The sequence below is a fragment of the Blastopirellula sp. J2-11 genome, from assembly GCF_024584705.1.
Lineage (GTDB): Bacteria > Planctomycetota > Planctomycetia > Pirellulales > Pirellulaceae > Blastopirellula.
The window spans coordinates 6390783-6412934 of sequence record NZ_CP097384.1 but is presented as its reverse complement, the minus strand read 5'-3'; the positions used below and the strand labels follow the sequence as shown (position 1 = coordinate 6412934).

At 56.6% G+C, this 22152-nt stretch carries 19 protein-coding genes; 7 read left to right on the top strand and 12 right to left on the bottom strand.

What is annotated here, in order from left to right:
* Nucleotides 1-307 precede the first annotated feature (307 nt).
* The 3 genes from M4951_RS25460 (at nt 308) to M4951_RS25450 (ending at nt 7183) form a co-directional block, all read left to right on the top strand.
* On the top strand, nt 308-2791 hold the full coding sequence (locus M4951_RS25460; RefSeq protein WP_262024409.1) for a sodium-translocating pyrophosphatase: 2484 nt from the start codon (nt 308-310) through the stop codon (nt 2789-2791).
* A 94-nt stretch (nt 2792-2885) separates the two neighbouring features.
* Nucleotides 2886-4508: a DUF4038 domain-containing protein gene (locus M4951_RS25455; RefSeq protein ID WP_262024408.1), complete on the top strand. Its 1623-nt coding sequence runs from the start codon at nt 2886-2888 to the stop codon at nt 4506-4508.
* 35 nt (nt 4509-4543) lie between these two features.
* Nucleotides 4544-7183 (top strand): type II and III secretion system protein, encoded by a 2640-nt coding sequence (locus M4951_RS25450; protein WP_262024407.1) that lies wholly within the window; start codon nt 4544-4546, stop codon nt 7181-7183.
* A gap of 8 nt (nt 7184-7191) precedes the next feature.
* Here the strand turns inward: M4951_RS25450 and M4951_RS25445 are convergent, their stop codons facing one another.
* The 3 genes from M4951_RS25445 to M4951_RS25435 form a co-directional block, all read right to left on the bottom strand.
* Nucleotides 7192-7554, bottom strand: coding sequence for a type II toxin-antitoxin system RelE/ParE family toxin (locus M4951_RS25445; protein ID WP_262024406.1), 363 nt, complete (start codon nt 7552-7554; stop codon nt 7192-7194).
* Nucleotides 7555-7557: 3 nt separating this feature from the next.
* A complete protein-coding gene (locus M4951_RS25440; protein ID WP_262024405.1) occupies nt 7558-7857 on the bottom strand; it encodes a type II toxin-antitoxin system ParD family antitoxin in 300 nt (99 codons plus the stop codon).
* Nucleotides 7858-7919: 62 nt separating this feature from the next.
* Complete coding sequence (locus tag M4951_RS25435) at nt 7920-9095, bottom strand: Gfo/Idh/MocA family protein (protein ID WP_262024404.1); 1176 nt, start codon at nt 9093-9095, stop codon at nt 7920-7922.
* A gap of 234 nt (nt 9096-9329) precedes the next feature.
* On the opposite strand from M4951_RS25435, the gene M4951_RS25430 reads away from it, so the two are divergent.
* Entirely contained in the window at nt 9330-9617 is a 288-nt protein-coding gene (locus tag M4951_RS25430) for a hypothetical protein (protein ID WP_262024403.1), read from the top strand.
* Nucleotides 9618-9621: 4 nt separating this feature from the next.
* On the opposite strand, the gene M4951_RS25425 is transcribed toward M4951_RS25430, so the two are convergent.
* The 5 genes from M4951_RS25425 to M4951_RS25405 all read right to left on the bottom strand — a co-directional run bounded on the left by M4951_RS25425 (nt 9622) and on the right by M4951_RS25405 (nt 13946).
* Nucleotides 9622-9975 carry a hypothetical protein gene (locus tag M4951_RS25425; protein WP_262024402.1) on the bottom strand — a complete coding sequence of 118 codons (354 nt, stop codon included), beginning with the start codon at nt 9973-9975 and terminating at the stop codon, nt 9622-9624.
* Nucleotides 9976-9993: 18 nt separating this feature from the next.
* On the bottom strand, nt 9994-10989 hold the full coding sequence (locus M4951_RS25420) for a 2-hydroxyacid dehydrogenase (protein ID WP_262024401.1): 996 nt from the start codon (nt 10987-10989) through the stop codon (nt 9994-9996).
* Nucleotides 10990-11125: 136 nt separating this feature from the next.
* Nucleotides 11126-12553 carry a type VI secretion system baseplate subunit TssK gene (gene tssK / locus M4951_RS25415; RefSeq protein WP_262024400.1) on the bottom strand — a complete coding sequence of 476 codons (1428 nt, stop codon included), beginning with the start codon at nt 12551-12553 and terminating at the stop codon, nt 11126-11128.
* A gap of 447 nt (nt 12554-13000) precedes the next feature.
* A complete protein-coding gene (panD, locus tag M4951_RS25410; protein WP_262024399.1) occupies nt 13001-13366 on the bottom strand; it encodes an aspartate 1-decarboxylase in 366 nt (121 codons plus the stop codon).
* Nucleotides 13367-13511: 145 nt separating this feature from the next.
* Nucleotides 13512-13946, bottom strand: a complete 435-nt coding sequence (locus M4951_RS25405; protein WP_262024398.1) for a nuclear transport factor 2 family protein — start codon at nt 13944-13946, stop codon at nt 13512-13514.
* A 328-nt stretch (nt 13947-14274) separates the two neighbouring features.
* Between M4951_RS25405 and M4951_RS25400 the strand changes: the two genes are divergently transcribed.
* Nucleotides 14275-16365, top strand: coding sequence for a spermidine synthase (locus M4951_RS25400; protein ID WP_262024397.1), 2091 nt, complete (start codon nt 14275-14277; stop codon nt 16363-16365).
* A gap of 904 nt (nt 16366-17269) precedes the next feature.
* Here the strand turns inward: M4951_RS25400 and M4951_RS25395 are convergent.
* Both M4951_RS25395 and M4951_RS25390 read right to left on the bottom strand, forming a co-directional pair.
* Nucleotides 17270-17698 carry a cupin domain-containing protein gene (locus tag M4951_RS25395; RefSeq protein ID WP_262024396.1) on the bottom strand — a complete coding sequence of 143 codons (429 nt, stop codon included), beginning with the start codon at nt 17696-17698 and terminating at the stop codon, nt 17270-17272.
* Between the two features lie 37 nt (nt 17699-17735).
* Entirely contained in the window at nt 17736-18194 is a 459-nt protein-coding gene (locus tag M4951_RS25390; RefSeq protein WP_262024395.1) for a carboxymuconolactone decarboxylase family protein, read from the bottom strand.
* A gap of 26 nt (nt 18195-18220) precedes the next feature.
* Here M4951_RS25390 and M4951_RS25385 point away from each other — a divergent pair, with 26 nt between their 5' ends.
* Together M4951_RS25385 and M4951_RS25380 are read left to right on the top strand one after the other, a co-directional pair.
* Complete coding sequence (locus M4951_RS25385) at nt 18221-19792, top strand: PLP-dependent aminotransferase family protein (protein WP_262024394.1); 1572 nt, start codon at nt 18221-18223, stop codon at nt 19790-19792.
* Nucleotides 19793-19955: 163 nt separating this feature from the next.
* Nucleotides 19956-20450, top strand: a complete 495-nt coding sequence (locus tag M4951_RS25380; RefSeq protein ID WP_262024393.1) for a ferritin-like domain-containing protein — start codon at nt 19956-19958, stop codon at nt 20448-20450.
* 193 nt (nt 20451-20643) lie between these two features.
* Here M4951_RS25380 and M4951_RS25375 read toward each other — a convergent pair whose 3' ends face one another.
* Both M4951_RS25375 and M4951_RS25370 read right to left on the bottom strand, forming a co-directional pair.
* Nucleotides 20644-21426: an SDR family oxidoreductase gene (locus tag M4951_RS25375; protein ID WP_262024392.1), complete on the bottom strand. Its 783-nt coding sequence runs from the start codon at nt 21424-21426 to the stop codon at nt 20644-20646.
* Nucleotides 21427-21545: 119 nt separating this feature from the next.
* Nucleotides 21546-22001 carry a hypothetical protein gene (locus M4951_RS25370; protein ID WP_262024391.1) on the bottom strand — a complete coding sequence of 152 codons (456 nt, stop codon included), beginning with the start codon at nt 21999-22001 and terminating at the stop codon, nt 21546-21548.
* Nucleotides 22002-22152: the final 151 nt, after the last annotated feature.

The following is a 22152-nucleotide window of genomic DNA, read 5'->3' as shown; positions in this document are numbered from 1 at the left end:
GACCTAACCTAAGAATATTGTTCAAATCGTGCATTGTGACGATTGACGGTCTACTTTTTCTCTTCTGCGGAGAAAAATTGAGGGAAGAATTTACCCGCTTTTTTGAGATTTAGCCTTTATGATTCTGCCGCAAAGTTGATAATCGGGATGCTATCACCCCCTGTAAGTTGGCTGTGCAGCGTGATTATCCGTCTTGAGATTCGCCCACTTCTTCTGCGCACCGGCGAAGCTTCGCCTGGGGCTATTTCTCGACCGACGGCTAGAGTTGGCCCCCATTCGAGGCAGTTTCAAGGAAGGTAGCTTCGCCATGCAGGTACTGATTTGGTTTCTCGTGTTGTTTGCGGCGTTGGCCGCGTTGGCTCAGGCCTACGTTTTTTTCATGCAAATGCTCAGGTCTGATCCTGGCAACGAGCGAATGCAAGAGATCGCCGGTTTTGTACGTGAAGGAGCGAACGCCTACCTGACGCAGCAATATCGCATCGTCGCCTATTTTTTTATCGCCATCTTTGCGTTGCTTTCGCTGCTCTCGTATGTTTTTCAAGCGCAAAGCGTGTGGGTGCCGTTTGCGTTTGTCACCGGCGGTTTCTTTAGCGGCCTGGCCGGTTGGATCGGGATGAAAACCGCGACGGCGGCCAGCAGTCGAACGTCGGCTGGCGCACGAGTATCGCTCAATCAAGGTTTGCAGGTCGCGTTTCGCAGCGGCGCCGTGATGGGTCTGACGGTTGTCGGCTTGGGGCTGCTCGATATTACAATTTGGTTCGCGGTGCTGCGTTGGGTGTTTCAACTGAATCTGGTCGACGTGACGGTCACGATGCTTTGTTTTGGGATGGGGGCGAGTTGCCAGGCGCTGTTTGCTCGCGTCGGCGGCGGCATCTTTACGAAAGCGGCGGACGTGGGGGCCGATCTGGTTGGCAAAGTCGAGCAAGGGATACCGGAAGATGATCCGCGCAACCCGGCTTCTATCGCCGACAACGTCGGAGACAACGTTGGAGATGTCGCCGGCATGGGGGCTGACTTGTACGAGTCGTATTGCGGTTCGCTATTAGCGACCGCCGCACTCGGCGTCGCGGCGTTTAGTTCGCCCACGTTGGCCGAGGCCGCTCATTTGGATGTTCCTACGGCCCAGTTCTACGCGCTGTTTATGCCGCTGGCGCTGGCCGCCGCAGGGATCGTATTGTCGATCGCCGGCGTCTACATGGTGCGGACCGAAGAAGGAGCGACGCAGAAGAATCTACTGGCCGCACTAGGACGTGGAATCAACTTCTCGACCGGGATGGTCGCATTGGCGGCGGTCTTTCTGTCGATGTGGTTGATGCCGAAAGTCGACGGCGCCGTTTACTGGTATGTTCCCGGCGTCGCGCTGAGCATCTTCACCGGCTTGGCGGCCGGTTGGCTGATCGGCAAATGGACCGAGTACTCGACCAGCGACGAATTTGAACCGACCAAAAAACTGGCCGATCAAGCGCTGACCGGGCCGGCGACGATCATCATCGGCGGAATCGCCGACGGAATGATGTCGGTCTGGGCGCCGGTGCTGGTGATCGCGGTCGCGACACTGGTCGCTTTTGGTGCGGCGAACGGCTGGCGATTTTCGGATCCCGATTACTTTGCCCTGGGTCTGTACGGAGTAGGCATCGCGGCGGTCGGCATGCTTAGCACGCTCGGCATTACGCTGGCGACCGACGCCTATGGACCGATCGCCGACAATGCCGGCGGCAACGCCGAAATGTCAGGGCTGGAAGCGATCGTGCGCGAGCGGACTGATGCGCTCGATAGTTTAGGAAACACGACCGCCGCGACCGGCAAAGGTTTCGCCATTGGTTCGGCCGCATTGACGGCGCTGGCGCTGCTGGCCGCCTATGTCGAAGAAGTGCGGATTGGATTTGAACGCTGGGGGGATAACCTGGCTCACGTGATCGAGAACGATCAGCCCTATCGCGTCTCCAGCGGTTTCATCATTTATAAAACGGTCGAAGACGAACAAGAGCATGTCCACGGTTTCTTAGCGCTGCCGGGCGATCGCCGCGACAAACGCGTCGTCGAGGCTTGGGACAATCTCGACTTCTCGCGTGGCCCCGTCAAGATTCCGCCCGAAATGATCGAAGCCGAGACAACCGATGGGCATCTCCATATGAACATGGTCGGTCGCGATATTGAGCTGTTGCCGATCCACACGGCGACGCTGATCGACTTCACCAACTATTACGAAGCGAACTTGATGAATCCCAAGGTGCTGGGCGGGTTGTTCGTCGGCGCGATGGCGACCTTCGTCTTTTGCGCGCTGACGATGAAAGCAGTCGGCCGCGCGGCGAAAGGGATGGTCGAAGAAGTCCGCCGCCAGTTTCGCGAAAAGCCAGGCATCATGGACGGCAGCGAATTGCCTGATTACGCATCGCCGGTCGAGATCAGCACCAAGGCCGCACAGTGGGAGATGGTGTTGCCGTCGATGCTTGGTCTGGCGACGCCGATTGTGATCGGCTTTTTGCTGGGAGTCGGCGGCGTGCTGGGGTTGTTGGTCGGTACCCTAACGACCGGGTTTTGCCTGGCGATCTTTATGGCCAACTCCGGCGGCGCGTGGGACAACGCCAAGAAGTATATCGAAGCCGGCGCCCACGGCGGCAAAGGTTCTGACGCGCATAAAGCGGCGGTTGTCGGCGACACGGTCGGCGATCCCTTCAAAGATACCAGCGGCCCCAGTTTGAACATTCTGATCAAACTGATGAGCATGGTCAGCGTCGTCGGAGCCGGGTTCGTCGTTCGCTATAGCTTGATGGCGCTAGGCGTGTTTTAAAGCAATTTACACCCAGCTTTTTTCTGGCGTTCCGTTCTCCGGCGGCTCTACAATACTAGGCAATCGCCTCATCCCTGTCCCGGAGACGCCTCGCATGTTTCGTCCACTCGCTGCGCTTGCGGTGATTCTGCTAACTGCTGCACCAACCGCAGCCGTCGAAGTCGCTCGCTATCAGGTGTTTGACGACGCGATTCAATGCGATCGTGAACTCGCCAAGCCGCTGTGGGATGCTCGGGTTGAAGTCGAATTTACTTCCCCCAGCGGCAAGACAACGACGGTTGAAGCGTTTTGGGATGGAGGTCGCACTTGGCGATTTCGTCATAGTCCCAATCAACTGGGCGCCTGGAAGTGGAGCACGCGCTGCCAAGAGGAGCCTTCGCTCGATGGTAAATCGGGATCGTACGCTTGCACCGCTTACGCTGGCGACAATCCGATCTACCAGCATGGACCGATACGCGTATCGCCGGACCGATTGTTCTTTCAATACGACGACGGCACGCCCTACTTCTATTTGGGTGATACGGCATGGAACGGCGTCTTGCGCGCCGCCGATGGGGAGTGGAGCCAATACCTAACGACCCGCGAAAAGCAAAAGTTCACCGCGATTCAATTTGTCAGTACGCAGTGGCGCGGCGGCGACAAAACGATTCCGGCTCGCGTCTATTTGCCGACGAATCCGATCGGCGTCAACGCCGCAGAGTTCCAACGGCTCGATCAGCATGTCGCCGCGATCAACCAGCACGGCATGGTCGCTTGTCCGGTGGTGCTTTGGGCGCTCAAGCCGAATGATCCCGGCAATGTCTTGCCAGAGAAAGACGCGCAGCGATTGGCCGAATATATCAAAGCCCGCTGGGGCGCTTACAACGTCATTTGGATGCTCTCCGGCGATTGTCACTTCAAGGAAGATTCGGTCGAGCGGTGGAAGCGGATCGGAAAAAATGTGTTTGGCGATCAGCAACGGCTTTGCACGTTGCACGCTTCGGGACAAAACTGGATCGGCGACAAATTCGCCGATCAAACCTGGTTTGACTTCGTGGGCTATCAATCAGGACACGGCGATAGCGCCGGTGCGCTTACATGGCATGTCAACGGTCCGATAAAAGATGCTTGGAATCAAGGGAAAGTTGCCCGACCGATCGTCAACCTAGAGCCCAACTACGAAGCCCATCCCGCGTACGAATCGAAAAAGCGGCATGATGGCCAGCATGTCCGCCGCGCGGCGTACTGGTCGCTGCTGATTTCACCTCCGGCCGGCGTCACGTTCGGGCACAATTCGATCTGGGTTTGGAATGACAAACCAGGCGCTGCCGAAGGACATGAAAATCTGAAGAACGTCGTTCCTTGGTCAGCAGGACTGGAAACAGACGGCACAAAATCGATGACGGTGCTGGTCGATTATTTCGCCAGCGGACCGCGCGAGAAACTGCGCCCCGATCAAGCGCTGTTGAAATCCCAACCGGGCGAAAAAAATCGAAATAATTATGTCGCGGCCGCTTCGACCGAAGATGGTTCGTGGCAAGTCGTTTACCTGCCGGTCGGCGGAACAGTGAGTTTGAACGCGGATCAACTGCAAAACCCGATCGTCGCTCGCTGGTTCAATCCTCGGACCGGCCAGTTTGGTCAGCCGGTCGCGTCGTCTGGCGATGCTTCGACATTGACCTATACGGCGCCCAACCGCGAAGATTGGGTGCTCGATCTGCGGCGCGAAAAGCCGTAACGCGAATTGACCCATCTGCCCGTTTCGTGGGAGAAATGATGATGAACGCGCGATTTTGCTTTGGCGTTGCTTGCTTTCTGTTGCTAGCGATGACCAGCTCACTACGGGCTGGCGAAGCCGAGAAGCCGATCGAAACGCCCGAGTGGCTGAGCAATTCGGATTACGCGATCGATGTCTTCGACGTGAATGCGAAACGGGTGACGATCACCAGTCAGAAAATGCGCGAGACAGTCGAAGCGTGGGGGTATATTTTCATGTCCACCGAATGGAAAACTCGCCGCGACGTTCTGTTTGTCGAACCAGTCAAAGAAGGTCGGATTGCGCAGCTGGAAGATACGGATGGCCACAAGGTTTTGATCCAACTGAGCGAATTTAGCGATCTCGCCAAGAAGCACGGCTTTGAATTAGGCGTGCCGCGGGTTCTCGGTTCGATTGAGACGGTTGAAAAGGAAGCGATCGGAGATCGCGTTTTCACCGTTCGTGACGTTGCAGGGAACGAAGCGCATGTGCTGCTAAAGGATTTCTCTGGAATCCTGGCTAACCAAGACCTGCAACTTGTGCATCCGGTGCTCGGAAGCTCGAAACAGGATCCACTAACTCCATCGTTTAATCCTCTCCCCGCCAGATTTCAGGTGTGGTGGCAATCGACGCTCGAATTGCAAGATGTCGTCACCGGCAAGCCGGTCACGGTGACCGATCAAGAGCTCCGCCGCGGTTTGTGGAAAAAGGGACTGATCGTCGCCAAGCAATACCCAATCAATCCTGCCGAGCGACAGCAATTGGCTGACGCAGCAGCGCAAAATGCGCCTGAGAAATCTCCGCCATCTGTGCCGTATCCCAGTGATGGAAAACTAAAGCCTGCTCCTCCTGTTGTTGACGACAGCGCTTTAAAAGCTGGACAAGGCGTCCGGCAAATTTTGCCAAAGCCGACAAGGCCAAGCCAAGGGAACTCTCGCTTCTCCTTGGCGCTCAAGTCAACCATTCCCGTCGATTGGATCGCGCATCCCGAAGAAAAAGTCGAGTTGACCGACTTGGATGGAGTTCGAGTCGAGGTCGCCGGAAAGCAATTGAGACAGACAGCAGCGGAAACAGGAATCTTTTTTGTGCCGGTTCAGGACCAGTCGAAGTTTCCAGACGCTGCTGCGAAGCCGATAGGGGATGGAGAAATTATTTGGCTCGACGTCAGCGAAAGCAAAAAAAGTGCGGTCGCCTTAGGAATGGTCAAGAAAGCGGCCGCGAAGCTGAATCATATGTTAGTTCGGGTTCCGCTTTTGGCGCACGCGCAACGACCTTCCCTCACAGAAATCACCGCTGAGCAAGAAGCGGAAAATCGCATCTTCACGTTTCACGATCCGACAGGACGCGAAGTGCATGTACCGATGAAACAGATTTGTGAATACCTGAATCGTCAATCGATGGATATCGTTTATCCCGTTTTGCCGCTGGGAAAAAACGAAACCGTCGCGAATTACCCGCTGCTTGTCCCACAGGCCGGAGCTCGCACGTATCGTGTTTCGACAAGTTACGAATTCCGTGACGTCGTCACCGGCGCCAAGTTCTCGATTGACGATCAGGAATTCCGTCGCGGCTTATGGAAGCAAGGTGCATTGTTGGCGAAAGTTTATCCCTTTGCAGTGGACAAGCCAAAAGCGATTTTGAAAACGCCGATGACCAATTTTCTTGACTTTACCGAAGCTCAAAGGAAACAAGCGGCAAGTGGATCCCATGCCGATTCACCAGCGACGACCGCGATACGCCGGTTCGAGATTCCCGGACATGGAAACATCGGCGTTATCCATTCAGCGCCAACTACGATGGTCGCCGCGCAAAAAGACGGCAATTCTGACAAACAAATCGCAGCGAAAGACCAGACGGTTCAGCAAATTTCGCCGCGCCCCATCGACACTTCGAAGAGCACGGCTCCTGTGCAGCTTGAGCCAGCACCACAGCCGCATCCAACCAAGCCCGCCGGTACGAATGTCCAAAACGGCTCAGACCCGTTTGGCGGTCCCATGAGAAAGGGACCGCTGGTCGCTCCGCCGGCAGCTAAGGTGCGCATGTTGCGCGTTCGCGTGGCGCTATTTGAAGTGGAACCGACGGCGCCAACTCCCAAGTCGGTTTTGATGTCGGCCGACGAAATGCTGGAAATGGTCGATGACGAAAAGCAGTATGAATTGATCGACAGCTTTGATCTGACGACCGTCACCGGACACGAAACCAAAATGCAACAAGGCCGCCGACAACCGGTCGTCACCGGCTCGCAAATGATACCGCAGCGCGGGCCCGATGGCCGTGCGACTGCGATGCAGAGGAATCAGTACAACCTGCAAAACATCGGTTCCATATTGACCGTTTCGCCAGAGATGTTCGGCAATCGGGCGTCGTTGAAGTTGGCCTTTGAACGTTCCGATTTAGCCTACCCCGATGACGACGAAGAAGTGAACGCCGACGACCAAGAGGAAACGCGTGTCGCGAACGACCCGCCGCCGTCGACATCGACCATGACCATCGATACGCAAGTGCTGTTGGAAGATGGACAAGCGACCATCCTCTCTATCCGCAATTCTCTCGGCGTTCGACATGCGCTAGTGATCGCCGTCGAGATGCTTGACAGTGGAGAAGAAGCCGAAGAAGGCGGACAACTGCGAGGCGGTGGAGGCGGCGGATTCTTTTAGGGGAAACGCTATTCGCCATCCCAAGGAAGATGTCGATCTAAATCCATACTGTCGTGCAGAACGCGGGCAATCTCTAAATCACCGGTTTCCGCATATCTGCAGAGGAGAAAATGTCGCGGTCGTCGAATACGTTCTATCGTTGACGCGATGTGATTGCGACTGAAGTAAAGGTGGTAAGAGAATGCGCCTGGCCAAAGTTCGGGACGCAGTCGCACACCGGTCCGTTCTGGATCGTCCGCAATATCCAAGATTGCTTCGATCAACAAGGCTTCGTAGCGGAGTCGACCCTGCTCTCCGAATTGCTCTTGGGTCCAACGAAGAATGGCTTCGATGTCTTGTTCCGCAATTACGGAAATGCGATAGCGGGCCATCCTCTAGTCCGACGTTCGCTGGGGGGTCGACTTCGCAGCTCGGCGGCCAATTTTCGCAATTGTATTAGATAGCGACTTTTCGCTCGTTGCGGTCAGACCCTCACCTTGATCAAGCGATTGGAACCCTTCTTTGGCCAGTTGTTTCAACAGGGCCAACTTTTGCTCCTCGGTCGCGCTCTGTTGTTGGAGCAATCGCAGACCGGCGCGAAGAACCTCACTAGCGTTCTTGAAGGCGCCAGATTCGATTTGCCGCTGGACAAATTGATCGTACTGCTCGGTCAGATTGATATTTCGAGTCGGCATGACAGGGCTCCTGGACGGTCTTCTCCTAGAAGGATATCACGATTGTCAATAATTGCCAATTTTTACCAATCCCCCAACGCATTCCCCCGTGGCTGCAGCGGAAAGTCGATCGTCTTCCCACCGGCGACGTGAGACGCGAAGACGCCGCAAATCATCTCGACCACGGTTGCTCCATCCCGGGCGCTGCAGAGCGGCTGTCGATCGTTGTCGACAGCGTCGATCAGATCTTCAACGCCGCGGACGTGATTGGAGACCTGTTTGGAAATTTCAGGATGCGTCTCCGGCTTGCCGACTCCGGCGGTGGTGATCGGCAGTGAGATGCGCGGCTTCGCGGTGAGATACGGATTGCCCGGCGTGAAATAAGCAATTGGGTTTTGATCGAGAAAGATCGTCACCATCCCTTTGCCGCCGATCAGCTGCAGACAAAATCCTTGGCGATTGGTTCCGTCGTCAGCGATCGAATCGTAGTAGGCGACGATCCCCTTCTCGGTTTCATAACGAGCATGAATTTCGTTGCCGGCCAGCGGCCCGAGCCCTTCCGCGCCTGGCTTCACATCCTCGGCGGTCACGTGTCGACCATCTTGCAGCATCAGCGCTGAGCAAGACTTGGGAGCGCCGGCGAAGTAGTTGACCAGATTAAGAACGTGCGACCCCAGCACCCACAGATCTTCTCCTCCGCCGCGCCGATCACCGACGCCGCGTCCTCGCAGCTCGAGCAGTTTGCCAAGTTCTCCGGAAGCGATCAGCTGGTCAATTTGCTGGAGCGCCGGTTGATAGCAATTGCGATGCGCGACGGCGATCTTAACGCCGGTCTTATCGGCGGCGGCGATGATCTCATCTGCTTCGGCCGGAGTACGGCAAAACGCTTTTTCGCAATAGATCCCTTTGGCGCCAGACTCGATCGCCGCCAAGATCATGTCGCGATGCTCGTCGACATGCCGCGGCGCGACGGCGACAAATTCGGGCCGCACTTGGCTTAGCATCTGACGATAATCGGCAAAGCCCTGTTTTAGCTTCAGCTTCGTCAGCGTTTGGGCCAGTCCGGCGGGATTCGCGTCGGCGACGGCGACAATTTTGGTGCTGGGGATCTGTCGCCAGACGGTATCGAGTCCATGTCCATAGTTGCCGCGGCCGGTGTGCCCGATCACGGCGACTTTGCGCTTCATAGCAGCAGCGGAAGTGAGCTGCGGTAAGACCAATGCAACGGAAGTCGCGGCGAGAAAGTGACGTCGTTTCATCAGGCGGACCCTGGGGGGGAAATCTGCCGAGCGGCATGGGTGGAGAGTGCCCCTCCAGCATAACATGAAGCGGCTGCAGGCTCGAACTTGCAGACCAACGGCGAATGGGAAGCTGAGATTCTGTACGGAAAACTTCTCTTATTTCAAGGTAATCAAATACATTTAGATGAATTTCCGATCTCCAATTAGTACATTGTGGAGGCAACCTCTATATCCACCTTCAGGACCAAAAACATGGCGACACCTGGCGGCGACGCAACCGGCGGCATCATTCCTTACAAGAATGTTCCGGCGCTGGTCGGTTATTATTTGGGGATCGTAGCGCTGATTCCTTTGGTTGGATTTCCGTTTGGCTGCGCGTCGATCATTTTGGGAATCATGGGTCTCGTCAAACGGAATCGTCAGCCGGAAGTCAAAGGCAGCGTTCACGCGGTGATCGCGATTTTGTTTGGCTTGTTTTCGGTCGTGCTCTATGGCTTGATGATCGCAGCGATCATCTTCACGGCGGCGACGGCGCGATAGGTGATTAGCGGTCGACTTCTTGAGGGCTTGCGTGGACCCCGCAGCGCGAAAGAACCTGTTTGGCCACTTGCAGCTGCTCGTCGGTTAATTCGCACTGAAACCATACCGAGACGTAGTCGCGACCGGCCGTATTAAGGATCGCTAGTCGCTGTAGTTCTTCATCGCTCAAAGGACGAGGAAGCGAGATCATGACCTCTTTTCCCCAGGGCCAGCCCATCAATGAGCCTGTGCGACCGCCGAACTCAGAGACGATGGCCGAGCGTCGTTTGCCGTGCGCCTCGTATTGATAGTGATCGACCGTCGCGACCAAGACGAACGCGGCGGTGATTGTCGTCAGAATGATTTGACGCTGCGTCATAGGACTGACATTTTAAAACTAACCAGCGAGGACTTCATTCGTCAGCTTGGCGCCTTGCAAGAATTGTTGCAAGTTGTTGGTCGTTACCTGGCTGATCGCTTCGAGCGCGTTGCGGGTAAAGAATCCTTGGTGTCCGGTGATCAAAACGTTGGGAAAGGTGAGCAGACGCGAGAAAACGTCGTCTTGGATCACGAGTTCTGATCGATCCTCGAAGAAGAGTTCGGCCTCTTCTTCGTAGACGTCGAGTCCGACGTAGCCGATCTGGCCTGACTTCAGCCCTTCGATCGCCGCTTTGGCGTCGACCAGTGCGCCGCGGCTGGTGTTGATCAGCATCACGCCGGGCTTCATCTTGGCGATGCTTGCGGCGTTGATCAGATGCTTGGTCGCCGGCAGCAGCGGGCAATGCAGCGTCAGGATGTCGCTCTCGGCGAAGATCTGATCCAACTCGACATATTCGACTCCCTTGGCGACGCACTCCGGATTTTGCTGCACGTCATACGCGAGGATTCGGCAGCCGAAACCCTGGAGTATCGTCGCGGCGATCTGGCCAATCTTGCCGGTCCCGATCACGCCGACCGTGCGGCCATGGAGGTCGAACCCGAGCATGCCATGCAATGCGAAGTTCCCTTCGCGCACTCGATTGTACGCTTTGTGAAACTTACGGTTGAGCGTCAGAATCAGCCCCACGGTATGTTCGGCGACCGCATAAGGAGAGTAAGCCGGAACGCGGGCGACTTTTACCCCCAGAGCCGCCGCCGTCGGCAGATCGCAGTTGTTAAAACCGGCGCAGCGGAGCGCGATCATTTTCGTGCCGTTGGCGGCGATCGCCGTGATGACCTCGGCCGAGAGTTCATCATTTACAAAACAGCAGACCGCCGGAAAATCGCGGGCCAAAACGACGGTACGCTCGGTCAGACGTTCTTCAAAAAAATCGTAGCGGATCTCGGTGTCGGCGGCAGCGCGCAGCAAGAACTCTCGATCGTACGACTTGGTGCTAAATACAGCGACTTGCACAGACTTTCCTTTGCGCCTGGGAAGGACCACTTCGGCTTCTGTCGAGGAACAAGAGCCGCGATCGACTTTACCATGTCGATCGCCCTGGTGCAGCGCTTTAGCGCAGGAAAATCAGACCGAAATCAAGGGCGAAGCCCTAGCCGATCCCCGGTTCGTTGGGGACCACATACAGCGTGAACTGCAGCGTGGTCGATTGCCCATCGACGCGAATCGTCAAACGGCGTTGCCCTTCGATATCGCTGACGATCAGGTTTTCGTTCAGACGAATCGCCAAGGTCAATGAGTGTTTGACCTGGTCCCATTGCGTCGGTTGGCTGTCGCGATCGATCTCGAAGTACGAGACCCCCGGCAGCGCCGGCAATGCCCGCGGCGGATGACTTGCATAGTTGAAACGCAGACCGGCCTGACCCAATCGATAGAGCTCGACCACTTTGTCTGAGCTGCCGATTTTCATGTCGAGACCGCGCGTCAGCAGTCGATCAATCTGCTGCGACGGCAGCGAGCTTTCGACGCCGACAAACAGTTTGTTCGATCCTTCCAGCCACGATGGCTCGAGATCGACTTGCATGCGGAGACCGGCGCCTTCGAAGTGTCGTTCGCGATAGTCGGGCTCGACGACGGCGTCGAGCAGTGCGTCAATGTATTGTTTCTGTCGCCAGAAGCAGCCGGCCAGATCGTCATGGTCGTAAGCCGGCATTTCCGGCGGCCTGCGCATCGAACCAAACACGGCCAGCTTGCCGATCGTTCGCGCCAGCTCGTAAAAGGCGGTCGAAGGATGCGTGCCGGGGGTGAACGCGATCATTTGAATCGCCGGATAGGATTCGTTGATCGCCCGCAACTGCTCCAGCAACTGTTGATCCCCTTGTCCGCGACTATCAAACGAAATCTTGCGCGAAACGATTTGCGAAGCGAGCAAGTCGAGCTTGCGGCCCAGGCGATCGTAGATGCGCTGCAAGATGTTCGCCTGCAATGGACGCCAAGCGTCGCACGCCAACAGCGGCGGAATGTAAGTTTCGTCGAGCTGCGGGACCGCTTCGCCCCGATCCGAGCGGCGAATCCGCGCAATCGGCAGAGTCTCGTACCCGGCGTGATTGTCGCCGTCGTGCAGCAGTCGCAAATTGAGCCGGCGGATCTGAATGGTTTGTTGATTCGAGCCGCTGTTCTGATCTTCCACGTCGAGATTCTCGACCAGATAGCGAGCCGTTGCGGCGTTGGTGTCGGCGACGTTTGACTGGCCAGAGACTAGTTGCGGTGCCGCCAGATAGATTGTCAGGTTCTGACGATCGGCCATCGCGTGGCGCAGATCGAGGATCGGCAACTGTCCATCGCTAGGAACGGAGATCGTCGCTCCGTCTCGTAGGCGAACTTCCAACGAACGAACAACCAGACGCGAGTTGGTCAGCGCGTCGATATCAAGATCGATGGAGCGCAAGCCCCAATGATGTCGCTCAATCCAAAGGTCGCCACGTCGGTTCTGTTGGGATTGATGCTGTTCGAACGCCTGAAAATGATGCGGCGAAAGGAACATTCCTTCGTACCAGTGGACGGCGTTACTGCTCAACACGGCAGGTTCCTCGTAGGCTTGGCAAGCGAAATCAGGGGAGGGAGTCTCTATCGCCAATGGTGCTGCGACCAAAGAGCGTGTGTCGGTTAACTTCGGCCAGATTGCGGGTTAGCGAAGATAAGACGCGGTAGATTTCTTAATTTGCCGCATGCGCCGCTTGCGAGGGATTTGCCTTCGCGACGAGGCCGTGCCGGTAGCTCAAGAAATAAAGAACGCTGCTATCCGTGCTGCCCTGCTGAATTCTCCCTCCAAAAAGGAGGCTGCCCCGAAGTTCAGCGATTTGTCGCGGATAACAGCGTTCTAGATAACAAACATCGGCGTAGCCCTATCCCTGCCTAGAGTAAAATCCTCTAATCGGCGGAATCAGTTCACCACGGAGAGGGGGGAAGGTAAAAAAATTAGGCGCAAGATAAAAGTTCCTCAGTAGTTGCGGCATTCGCGCAGCCACTAAGTTTTTTCGACCGGCGTCATGATCTGATTGCGTTGGTCGACCTGGACCACGATCGGCGCGTAATCTGCCAGTTCTTGCTCGCTGTATTGAGCGTAGCTGGCGATGATGACCAGATCTTGGGGATTTACCAGATGTGCGGCCGCGCCGTTGATGCAGATCACGCCGCTGCCGGGTTCGCCCAGAATCGCGTAGGTGGTCAACCGCGAACCGGTGGTGATGTTGTAGATATCGACCTGTTCATGGTCGAGCAGGTCAGCCGCATCCATCAGCAGGCTGTCAATCGTCACGCTTCCTTCGTAATCGAGGCAAGCCTCGGTGCACGTGGCGCGGTGAATCTTCGATTTGAGAAAGGTTCGGATCATCCCAGACTTACTTGGATTGCGGCTACGGAGAGAGAACGGCTTATTATACCTTCTAAGTCCGCGCATGAAAAAAGCCCCTCTGGTAAACAGAGGGGCTTTTTGCCTGTCAAGGAATATCGCTTGTAATCAAATAAGTGCTAAAAATCTACTCAAGACAGGTATCGGACTCTTCATCCGGCAGGACCGGCGAGGAGTAGTGGAGCTGGGCGATTCGCAGCGAGTCTTCTACGGTGCGAACCAGGACTGCAGTAATCCGGAGTGGAATCTCCGCTTGGCGGTAACCCGCTTGAACCAGGGCAAAACAATCGGACGCGACCCAGCAAACGTCGCCGTAACACGAAACGCTTCGCCATCCAAAGCGAAAATGCAACGTATCGGCTTGCTGCCAGTCACGTTCCGCCTGTTCGCATACTCCCGCTAGACCAAGTCGTTTTTCGTCTTGGCCCGTTCCGAGAAGTACGACGTCCGGTTCAGGCAGAAACACCGCCAGCAGTTTCTCCAGATCTCGATTAGCGTAAGCGCTGGCGAAGTCTCGTAAGACGGCCATCGCCTCCGCTTCAAGAGAAACAGTGGCGTACACGAATTAATTGTCTCCAAGCAACAGAAGAGGATTTTCCGTCAATCAAGCACTAACACCCAAGTGACGGTGGGATGAGGACAACAAACCCGATTCTAATGTCGGCCTTTCCGGCATGAAAAGCACAATTCCAGTGTCAACACTGTTAAATTCACACCTTTTCTTGGCGAAAAACTATGAACAATTCGCATAATTCGACCCCCACCTGTGGAGCTAGAGTTGAATTGCTCCCCTCTCGAAAGCGCATTTCAACTCTTTGTGGCGTTCCATTTCGACCTGTGAGCTATCTTTGCACGATGCCATTTCGCCACACATAAGTAAATGTCGATACATGCAACGCCTGCCTGCACTCCTGAGATGCTGTTTTGCTGCGGCTGTTTTCGCCAGTGCGCTGTTGTTGTTTCAGATTCAGCCGATCGTTAGCAAAGCGATCCTCCCCTGGTTTGGCGGCAGTCCAGCGGTCTGGACGACCGCGATGCTCTTTTTCCAGGTCGTGCTGTTTCTCGGCTATCTCTATGCACACCTCCTCTCGCGCTACTTGCCGCTCCGCTGGCAAGGCGCGGTTCATTGGTTGTTGGTCATCGCCGCTGCGGCGCTTGCGCCCGTGTTGGCCGACGTTAGTTGGAAGCCGTCGCCGGAAGATGCTCCGGCGCTGCGGATTCTGGCGCTGTTAGCAGCGACAATTGGGTTCCCCTATTTTCTGCTTGCCGCGAACGGACCTTTGCTCCAGGCCTGGTTTGGCCGCCGCTTCCCGGGCGCTTCTCCCTATCGACTTTACGCACTTTCCAACGTCGGCTCGCTGTTGGCGCTGCTCAGCTACCCGTTTGTGATCGAGCCGAACTTCGCCGTCTCGACGCAAGCCTCGCAATGGTCGATCGGGTTTGGCCTGTTCGCCGCGCTGCTGACGATCGTCGTTTGGCAACTTCGCGCGGCGCCCGAGACGCCGCCAGAACTGACAGAGACTGCAGTCAAAACGAATGGCGCTGCGCCTGCGATTTCGTGGCGCACGCGCACCAAATGGCTGCTGTTGCCGGCTTGGGCCAGTTTCGGTTTGCTGGCGGTCACCAATCATGTTTGCCAAGACATGGCGGTCGTTCCGCTGTTGTGGGTCGCTCCGCTCAGTCTGTACCTGCTGACGTTCATCTTGGCCTTCGATAACGAAGGTTGGTATCGCCGCGAAACGGTCGCCTGGTTTGCGCTGGCGTCGCTCGCCGGCGTTGCGCTGGTCGACTGGATGAGCGGATCATTGGGCTTGATCCCCGCGATCGGCGTCTACTTTGCTTCGTTGTTTTTTGCTTGCTTCGCGTGTCATGGCGAACTGGTCCGCTTAAAGCCGCGACCGGCGCATCTGACCGAGTTCTATCTGACCATCTCCGCCGGCGGCGCCATCGGAGGCGTCTTGGTCTCGCTCGTCTGTCCGCTCGCTTTGACTGACTATTTTGAAGCGCCGATTTTTATCCTCGGCAGTTTTTTAATCGCCGGCGGCGTTTTGATTTCGGCCGCCGGAAAAACATTCGCCGCCAATCCAGGAACCAGCCAAGTCGCAGCCCCCTTGCCCAAGCGGCTGGCCTGGGCGATTCCCTTGCTGTTAGTCGTGGTCTACGGCGAACTCCGCAATTTCAGCGGCGACTACTTAGTATCGCGCCGCAACTTCTACGGCGTATTGCATGTCAATGATCAACTAGCCGCCGGTCAGCGTCGCCGCATGATGTTCCACGGCCGCATCGTGCATGGCTTCCAGTTTCTCGAACCGCAGCGCCGCACCGAACCAACTTCGTACTACGCGCCCGAAACAGGCGTCGGAATCGTGCTCCGTCAATTGTCATCGCAGCAAAAACCGCTGCGTGTGGGAGTGGTTGGTCTCGGCGCCGGAACGCTCGCCGCCTACGGCAAGCCAGGCGACACCTTTCGCATGTACGAGATCAATCCAGACGTCGTTGAACTGGCCCATGATTACTTCACCTATCTGAAAGACTCGCCTGCGGAGATCGAGATCGTGCTCGGCGACGGGCGACTTTCGCTCGAAGCCGAAACCGACGAACGGTTTGATCTGTTGGTGCTCGACGCTTTCAGCGGCGATGCGATCCCGACCCATCTGCTGACGCGGGAAGCGTTCGACATTTATCGACAGCGTCTCGCCCAAGATGGCGTCATCGCGGTCCATATCAGCAACATCCATGTCGACCTGCGACCGGTTGTCGAGGGTTTAGCCCAAGAGTGCGATCTGCAAACGCTCTACTTCGTCGCCGATCCCGACGTCGCCCAGCAAAAGACCGGCGCCCATTGGGTGATCGCGACCAACAATCAGACGCTGCTCGCCGACGAAGTCGTCCGACGCGCAACGACGAGCGCCCCTGCGCAACTGGCGGTCGATCGTCTTTGGACAGACGATTACAGCAACCTGCTGGGCGTGTTGAAATAGCGAAGCGGGCCCAGCTTCTCCCCCAAAATCAGCCGCACGGCTGATGTCAACACGCATTCCCGCGTCCCGATGGTCCAGCGCACGAACTTGTAAATCTTGGGAAGTTGCGATCTTTTCTCGTAATCGAAGAATGGAACCCGGCAAGGCCTCGGAGGAAGAACGGAAAGAGGGGATCGCTGGGATCTTTGGCCACTGCAGGAATCGCCTCGAATGATTGTCGATTGACATAGCGCACGCAATTCGGATCGATTACAGATGGAGGTCCAAACCCTCAAATCCCGTTGGTACGTCGTTCGAATTGGTTGACGAGCCAGAGGATTCGAGGTGCTTTGTTCATTGGCGATCCGACGTTCCTACTTTGCCGCACGATCCTGTTCGCAAGGCAAAAGCCCCCAAGTTAACACTCAAGCAGAACTGGATAATTTGATGGCCAAAAAATCTTCAGCGGTCCGGTCCAACCTTGTCCGATCCGGTCCAACCTTGCTCGGTCCGATCCAACCTTGTCCGATCCGATCCAACCTTGTCCGATCCGATCCAACCTTGTCCGATCCGATCCAACCTTGCTCGATCCGATCCAACCTTGCTCGATCCGATCCAACCTTGCTCGATCCGATCCAACCTTGCTCGATCCGATCCAACCTTGCTCGATCCGATCCAACCTTGCTCGATCCGATCCAACCTTGCTCGATCCGATCCAACCTTGCTCGATCCGATCCAACCTTGTCCGATCCGATCCAACCTTGTCCGATCCGATCCAACCTTGCTCGGTCTGGTCCAACCTTGTCCGATCCGGTCCAACCTGATTTTTGGTGTCGATTGAGATGTTAGAAACAAAAAGAGTTGGGCTGCAAACCGGGACAAACGGAGGAATCACACAACATGAAAACCTATGCTGTGGGCCGAGTTAGGGTTGGATCGGCTCCGGGATCACCAACTCCTTCGCATCGACAGGGTGCAGATGCAGCGCCAAGATCTTCGCCGGTTTGTCAGGATGGACGTTCCGCGTGACTCGATGCAAGGCCTTGGACGGTTCGTATAACGTATCGCCTGCTTTGAGACGTAAGATTGGACCGTCGTCGACTTGGGTCTCGATCTCTCCTTCCAGCACATAAACGAAGGTTGGGCCGGGATGCCGATGGGGTTCGGAGAAATCGCCTCCTTGCCAGGTGACTTCGGCCATCGTCGCTCGGGTGACGACGCCGTCTACTTTTTCGACGATATCCTGCACCATCACTGGTTTGACATTAGGCCCGTGCGCCGTATCGTGCGCGGTGATCCGCCAGGCCGCGGTGCATGTGAGCAGTGCTGCGGCGATCATGATTAAACGTTTCATCAACTCTCCGCCTAAGTGGGTGGTTGCGAGTAAAAAATTACGCCGACATCGCCGCTTCAATCTCCGGCGTCTTTTTGAAAGGCACGGCGAATCGGTTCCAGGCGTTGATATTGGCGATTGCCGCGGTCAGATCAACGATCTCGGTCTCGTCAAACTGAGCCGCCAATGCGTCATACAGCTCGTCTGTAACTTGATGCTGCGGCAGCAGTGTGACCGCTTCGGCCCAGGCCAACGCGGCGCGCTCGCGATCGCTATAGCAAGGCGCTTCGCGCCAGGCGGCGACCAGATCAATCCGATGCGCTGGTTCGCCTGCTTTACGCAGCAACGTCGAGTGCATGTTTAAGCAATAAGCACAACCGTTGATCTGCGAGACCCGCAGCTTCACCAATTCCATTAACACATGCCCCAGCGTGGACTTATGCAGATGCTTCTCGATCGCCATGAGGTGACGAAATGGTTCCGGCGACAAAGCGAAATAGTCCAATCGTTCCGACATTTCTCGGCTCCCTAAAAGTGGAAGTAATGCGTTGCTACTTCCCACATGGTACGATTCGTTTGGATCTAAAGAAGATCCACTTGCCTGTTAATTCATGGAGCCACTTTGGCATGGTCCAGCGCCGTTCGCAACGCTTTCAGTTTGATACGCTTGAGATCGACCGTAGCGTGACCCAGCCGCTGCATCGCCAGCTGGAGTCACAACTGCGTGACGCGATCCGCGCTGGGCGATTGCGGCCCGGCGAGAAGCTCCCTTCGACGCGCGGACTCTGTCGTCAGTTGCAGATCGCGCGCAATACCGTCGCCGCCGCTTACGAGCAATTGCTGGCCGAAGGCTTTTTGGAAGCGGAGATCGGCTCTGGCACGCGCGTCTCTCAGCAACTGCCAGAGAAAACGGCTCCTTCCCCAGGCGCCAAACAAGCGGCCTCACGAACTTCGCGACGCCGCTTGGCCCAACGCGCCGAGAGCATCCAGCGGTTCGCCGACTGGGCTCCACGGATCATTACGCCGCCGCAACCATTTCGTCCGCATACGCCGGCGATCGATCATTTCCCCCGCGACATCTGGCAGCGGCTGGCCGATCGGCGGCTGCGCCGATTGCCGCGACTCACCTTCATGGGCGTCGATCCGGCCGGATATGCTCCGCTGCGCAGCGCCATCGCCGCTTATCTGGGCGCTTCGCGGGGGGTGGCTTGTTCGGCCGAACAAATCGTCGTCACCAGCGGCGCTCAACAAGGACTAGAGCTAATCGCTCGACTATTGCTTGATCCCGGCGATTCGTTTTGGCTTGAAGAACCAGGGTACAGTCCGACCTGGCACGCGTTTACTGCGCACGGGGCTGTTGGCGTGCCGATTCCTGTCGACGAGCAAGGGATCGATGTCGTCGCCGGCGAGCAACTTTGCCCCGCCGCGCGACTAGCTTATGTCACGCCGAGCGTGCAGTGGCCCGGCGGCATGACGATGAGTTTGCCCCGCCGGTTGCAATTGCTGGACTGGGCCGAGCGCAACGAAGCATGGATCGTTGAAGATGACTATGTGGGCGAATTTCGTTTCGCCGGTCGGCCGCAACAAGCGCTCGCGGCGCACGATCCGCATGGTTCGGTCATTTATCTAGGGACCTTCAGCAAAGTGCTCTTTCCCGGTCTGCGACTTGGCTATCTGGTCGTCCCAGAGCCGCTCGTCCGCTCGTTCGCCACCTCGCGTTGGCTGGCCGATCGTCATTCGCCGGTCTTCGAGCAAGCGACGCTGACGGACTTTATTGAAGAAGGACATTTTGCCCGGCATCTTCGCCGGATGCGCAAGCTCTACGCAGCACGGCAACAGGCGATGTTCGCCGCCTTGGATGCGGCGTTCGGGTCGGCGATTGGTTACGAGCGTCACGAAGCTGGTTTGCATGTCGTCGTGCAAACCAGCGATGCGCGACAAAATCGCCGCTTGCAACGCGCGGCCGAGGAGGCCGGCGTCGAATATCACGCCGTCGATCAATATTCGGCCGTCGGCAAAAAAACGCCAGGCCTGATTCTCGGCTTCGCGGCCTTTGACGAGACGCAAATTGCGGAAGCGGCGCAAGCCTGGGCGGAGCGCTTCTTCTCTTCGTAGCCCCCAGCGCGATGGGGAGACGACCGGCGTGGTCATAAGACGATCAGGTTTTCCCCTGGAATTGCTGCAAAAGCGGCTGTTTTTGTTCGGCATGTCGTTTGCAATTTCCTCGAAGTAGAACGGAACTGCAATCCATAATCGACTTTTGAAGGAGGTCATTTAGATGGCCACGCATACGCTTGCCGACGCTTTTTGGGAAGAATTGCAAGATGTGCTTAGCGCGGAGATGCAAATGGCCAAAGCGTTGCCGAAAATGGCGGACAAGGCTTCCGATCACGCATTGAAGCAAGCTTTTGAAAGTCATTTGCAAGAGACCGAAACGCATATCACGCGGGTCGAAGAAGTCTTTCGCTCCATGGGGAAATCGCCGAAGTCCAAAACTTGCGAAGCGATGGCCGGTTTGATCAAAGAAGGCGCCGGCATCATGCGCCTGCAAGCGGACGACGAAGTGATGGACGCGCTATTGATCGCGGCGGCCCAAAAAGTAGAGCACTACGAGATTGCGACCTACGGAACGCTTTGCACTTGGGCCGAGCTCTTGAATTATGTGGATGGCCTGCAATTATTGAAGCAGAACATCGAAGAGGAAGAAGCGGCCGATGACAAACTGACGCAAATCGCGCTGACCGTTAACCAGGCGGCGAAGATGGGAAAATAAGGCGATCGGTTGATTGCCGAGCGAGAGCCTTCCGTAGACGGAGTAACGCTCTCACTGCAAGGCGAGCCGGCGACTCTTCCCCCGAGTCGTCGACTCGTCTTGTTTTTTCGCCGCGCGGTAAAGAAAAGGGGGTCAGGTCCGAATTTCGCCGCGAAATTCGGACCTGACCCCCTTTTCTTCCTCACTTTCTTGCTTACCCTTGCAACAGCGACTGAGCGCCATCGATCCAAATTTCGGTGCCGGTGATATGACTCGCCGAGTCGGAAGCGAGAAACAGCATCAGGTCGGCCACCTGCAGCGCGGTTCCCGGCATGCCGTCGGTTAACGGAATTTTTCCTTCGGGAAATTCGACCGGTTCGCGAATGTCATCGAGATCGCGCTTAAGCGTCGAGTCATTGATCTCGGTTTCGATCGCGCCTGGACAGATGACATTGACGCGGATTCGCTGTTCGGCCAATTCCAACGCGGCCATTTTCGCCAGCGCCACTTGCGCCGCTTTGCTGCACGAATAGGCGGTCGCGCCGGCGTTGCTGAAGATGCGCGTCCCGTTGACGCTGGAAGTGATCACGACGCTTCCCCCCTGTTTTTTTAAATGCGGAATCGCATACTTGAGCGTCAGGAACGCGCCGCGGAGGTTGATCTCTTGCGTTGCGTTCCATTCGTCGAGCGAGAGATCTTCGATCGGCGCCCAGGTTCCATTGACGCCGCCGTTGGCGATGACAATGTCAAGTTGTTCCCACTGGGCGATGATCTCGGCCGCGGCGCTTTCCATTTGTTCGGGATTGCGAAGGTTAACCACTTGCGGCAAAGGTTGCCCCCCGAGCGACGTGATCTCGTCCGCGAGCGTGGTCAGTCCCGCTTCGTCCAAATCGAGCAAAGCGACCTTGGCGCCCTGTCGAGCAAACAACAGCGCAGTCGCACGGCCAATGCCAGAGGCGGCGCCAGTGATCCAGGCAACTTTGTTTTCGAGATTCATCGCAGTTCACTCCTGGGGTAAGGATGCTGAACAGGCGCACGCTGCCCGTGGTCTGCAGATAGAAGACAAGCATCGCAATTCGGGCGCCAAAAGAGAGGTTCGTCCCGCCCACCGCAGATTTAACGCGTCTTCACGCTCACATCGACCTGGGCGATATCCGCAACATCGGCTTCCCAGTTGATCAGAATTCGTTCGACTCGGCCGTTTTCTAGCAGGATGGCGAAGGTGGTCGTATCTTCCTCAGCCCAATAATGTTTTTGCGTGTAACTGCACTGGATGAAGTCGCGCTTGTAGAGTTCGACCGGGACCAGCGAACCGTCGGCCAGCGGTTTGTGGTAGACGAACTTCTCGGCGTGCTCGATCTTGCAGTCGTAGCCCATCCGTTTCAGCGCCGCGAGCGCGGTCTCTTGCGGCGTGTCGCCGGGGATCTCTTCGCTGACGCGACGCTGGACGATCGATAGGTTCTCCTCGACCAATTCTTTGGCGAGCGACTTGCCGAACATCAGCGGAGTCGTCGTGCATCCGCCTGCGGCGATCAAGCAGGCGGTCGCCAGCAGCAGTGTGGTTCGCAACATGTCGTCAGCTCCCTCAACGAAACGAGACCTTCCGCCGCAGCGGAACGTAGGGGGCGACTTATACTTGCCGCGGCTGGTTGGATGCAAGGGATGTTGCGGTGCTGCTAGCAGCACCGCAAAGCGGAGCAAGAAGGTTGTGGCCATCGCCTGG

Bases quoted from the DNA above. Each gene is read 5' to 3' on its own strand.
- M4951_RS25380 (WP_262024393.1), top strand. From the start codon at position 19,956: ATGGCCACGCATACGCTTGCCGACGCTTTTTGGGAAGAATTGCAAGAT.
- M4951_RS25455 (WP_262024408.1), top strand. From the start codon at position 2,886: ATGTTTCGTCCACTCGCTGCGCTTGCGGTGATTCTGCTAACTGCTGCA.
- M4951_RS25460 (WP_262024409.1), top strand. From the start codon at position 308: ATGCAGGTACTGATTTGGTTTCTCGTGTTGTTTGCGGCGTTGGCCGCG.
- M4951_RS25385 (WP_262024394.1), top strand. From the start codon at position 18,221: ATGCGTTGCTACTTCCCACATGGTACGATTCGTTTGGATCTAAAGAAG.
- M4951_RS25375 (WP_262024392.1), bottom strand. From the start codon at position 21,426: ATGAATCTCGAAAACAAAGTTGCCTGGATCACTGGCGCCGCCTCTGGC.
- M4951_RS25390 (WP_262024395.1), bottom strand. From the start codon at position 18,194: ATGTCGGAACGATTGGACTATTTCGCTTTGTCGCCGGAACCATTTCGT.
- M4951_RS25370 (WP_262024391.1), bottom strand. From the start codon at position 22,001: ATGTTGCGAACCACACTGCTGCTGGCGACCGCCTGCTTGATCGCCGCA.
- M4951_RS25445 (WP_262024406.1), bottom strand. From the start codon at position 7,554: ATGGCCCGCTATCGCATTTCCGTAATTGCGGAACAAGACATCGAAGCC.
- M4951_RS25425 (WP_262024402.1), bottom strand. From the start codon at position 9,975: ATGACGCAGCGTCAAATCATTCTGACGACAATCACCGCCGCGTTCGTC.
- panD (WP_262024399.1), bottom strand. From the start codon at position 13,366: ATGATCCGAACCTTTCTCAAATCGAAGATTCACCGCGCCACGTGCACC.
- M4951_RS25450 (WP_262024407.1), top strand. From the start codon at position 4,544: ATGATGATGAACGCGCGATTTTGCTTTGGCGTTGCTTGCTTTCTGTTG.
- M4951_RS25440 (WP_262024405.1), bottom strand. From the start codon at position 7,857: ATGCCGACTCGAAATATCAATCTGACCGAGCAGTACGATCAATTTGTC.
- M4951_RS25400 (WP_262024397.1), top strand. From the start codon at position 14,275: ATGCAACGCCTGCCTGCACTCCTGAGATGCTGTTTTGCTGCGGCTGTT.
- M4951_RS25435 (WP_262024404.1), bottom strand. From the start codon at position 9,095: ATGAAACGACGTCACTTTCTCGCCGCGACTTCCGTTGCATTGGTCTTA.
- M4951_RS25430 (WP_262024403.1), top strand. From the start codon at position 9,330: ATGGCGACACCTGGCGGCGACGCAACCGGCGGCATCATTCCTTACAAG.
- M4951_RS25395 (WP_262024396.1), bottom strand. From the start codon at position 17,698: ATGAAACGTTTAATCATGATCGCCGCAGCACTGCTCACATGCACCGCG.